The 2,511-nt window shown below is 60.9% G+C and carries 4 protein-coding genes; all 4 read right to left on the reverse strand.

The window, feature by feature from the left end; all coding sequences use genetic code 11:
- The coding region (locus tag M0974_RS11920; RefSeq protein ID WP_297836463.1) for an ATP synthase subunit I at window positions 1–407 on the reverse strand (407 nt) is incomplete at its 3' end.
- 352 nt (window positions 408–759) lie between these two features.
- Complete coding sequence (locus M0974_RS33310; RefSeq protein ID WP_367278996.1) at window positions 760–885, reverse strand: PT domain-containing protein; 126 nt, start codon at window positions 883–885, stop codon at window positions 760–762.
- Complete coding sequence (locus M0974_RS11925; protein WP_297836464.1) at window positions 833–1,966, reverse strand: SLC13 family permease; 1,134 nt, start codon at window positions 1,964–1,966, stop codon at window positions 833–835. The genes M0974_RS33310 and M0974_RS11925 overlap by 53 nt, the downstream gene beginning before the upstream one ends.
- Window positions 1,967–2,030: 64 nt before the next feature.
- Window positions 2,031–2,511, reverse strand: a 481-nt coding sequence (locus M0974_RS11930) for a ParB/RepB/Spo0J family partition protein (protein WP_297836466.1), incomplete at its 5' end; no start/stop codon positions are given.

A 2,511-nucleotide genomic window follows, 5' to 3' on the forward strand; every position in this document is an offset into this window, starting at 1 on the left:
ATCCCCGTCTTGATCGCCGCCCCCCCTATCAGGGTCATCAAGGTCGGACGCTTCACGCGTTTCAGACCCAATGCGAACAGGCAACTCGGGATCCAGCAAATTGCGCCACCCAACAGTGCGGACAGCGCGACCGGTCCCTGGCGGTCGAATAACCACCACACCAGTGTCACAACCAGGGACAAAACCATTTGCGCGGCCACCACTTTTAGTGGCGTAACGCGAGATGGACGACTCACATCCGGACCAAACAGCTTCTCTGCCTCAGCCCGTGTAAGCGGAACGATATTATTGTCTTGCTCGACGTCCCATTGGTCTTGGCGGTATATTGTCCGAACATCGGGGTTGTCGCGCGCGTCCTGTTCGGCGGACGGCCCAACGGGCGGCACGCCATGTACTTCACGCGTCATCGTACTTCCTTAGTCCGGCCCACGCCTTACACAAGGCTTTCGGGCCCATCAAACTGATAAATCGGAGCGATTGTAAGCGATTCTTACTGCCGATTCAAGACTTTACACCCGCAAATCGCTTCTTGGGTATGGCTGTTTTTCGGTCCCGATCGGTCGTGCGCTTTGGTCGGTTTTGGTTTTTTTTACGACCCTGTAAGACGAATCCTGAGCACCTTACAAACGGCGCAAATATCGCGTCAACAGGGTCCTACGCACCCCTCCGCGGGAGCGCTCTGGCGGCCCACTTGCCGCGGCGGGAAAAGCTGTAGCATCAGCACAACGGCTTTCAAACGTGGCTAATGCAAGTGGCAGTTCAACAGGTTGGCGCACGGGTTGGCTCACGGGTTGGCTCACGGGTTGGCTCACGGGTTGGCTCACGGGTTGGCTCACTTACCCAGGTAAAACAGCAGGCCCGCCCCCGCGCCCGTCGCCAACCCAAAAAACGGCAGCGAGATCGCATGGAAAGGTCCCCAGATGCCGCGTTCGCCCGCCAGACGGATGGCGATCAGGTTCGCGAGCGAGCCGATTCCGATACCGAACCCTCCGACGCTCACCCCATACGCCAGCGCGTGCCAGTTGCGGGTGAATTCGGCCAGCAAAATGGTCGCCGGTACGTTGCTGATGCCCTGCGACAATAGCGCTGCGGCGAGATACACCCGCAGCGGCGCTCGTAGATCGACGCCCGCCAGCAAGCCATGAATGACGGGCAACGCCGCCACGCCGCGCAGCACGATGAACATCAGTACGAAAATCAACAGCAGCAGCCAGTCGATTTTCAGTACGGCATTGCGGCGCCACAATCCATACCCCACCAACACCAAGGACCAGGCGATCAATTCATGACGCAGATCCGCCAAGACCACGAAAGCGATGAAGGCCAGGCCCGTCACGCAGATCAACGGGATATCGAGCGGTGGGTGCGCGAGCGTATGGGGAGCGGAACCACTTCCCGTGGGTAGGGCAAACTTCTTGGGGGGAAACAGAAATATCGTCAGCAGTACGAGCATCAGCATCAACACGCCGGCCAGCGGCGCCAAGGCCCAGGTGAACGCAAGAAACGAGACGCCGCTGCTTTGCCAGAGAAACAGATTTTGGGGATTGCCCAGCGGTGTGAGCACCGAACCCGCGTTGACCGCGAGCGCGATCGCGATCACCAGCCGTTTGATCGGCAGCGGTGTCAGCCTGTGCAGCGAGAGCGCGAGCGGCACCACCGCGAACAGTGCGACATCGTTGGTGAGTAGCGTCGCGAGGCCCGCGGCCAACAACACCAGCAAGCATGCAAGGCCGCGTTGCGTGTGAATTCGCTGCAGCAACCGGCGCGCCAGCCAATCGAGCGCGCCTGAAAATTCGATGGCCTTGGTCAGCATTAGCAGCCCGGCCAGTGTCACTATCGTCGGCCAGTCGACCAGGCCCATCAACGCAGGCGGCGTCTGAGGGCGCAGCGCTTCCAATAGGATGAACGCCAACAGCAGGATGGCCAGCACCGGCTCACCCGACACCCAGCGTCCCGTCCAGCGCACGATATGTCGCCATAGCCGCACGGGGGCAACGCGTTTGGATGGCACCGATGTCACGCGGACGGCGTCAGGCGCTTTCGGCGCGGTCGGTACGCAAGCGGTCGATGATGCCTTCCAGCGCATCGCGATTGCCAAAATCGATTGTCAGCGTACCGCGCCCTTTGCGGCCCAGCTTGATTTTGACATTGGCCGCCAGTGCGTCGGACAGCTCTTCCTCGAGACGCTCCAGGTCGCGCCCTCCTGCCTTGACCGGGCGCAGCGAAGCGTCGGCTTGCGCGGATTTCAGTGCGGCGGTAACCAGTTTTTCGGTATCGCGCACCGACATGCGCTTGTTCACCACCTGATGTGCCATTGTGATCTGGCTCGCGGCATCGACCGCCAGCAAGGCCCGCGCATGCCCCATGTCGAGGTCGCCGGCGAGCAGCATGGTTTGCACCGGTTGAGCCAGGTGCAGCAGCCGTAGCAGGTTGGAAACCGCGCTACGTGAGCGTCCGACCGCTTCCGCGGCTTCTTCGTGGGTAAAGTTGAATTCGTCGATCAAGCGCTGA

The sequence above is a fragment of the Pseudomonas sp. genome, from assembly GCF_026224925.1.
Classification (GTDB): Bacteria; Pseudomonadota; Gammaproteobacteria; order Pseudomonadales; family Pseudomonadaceae; genus Aquipseudomonas.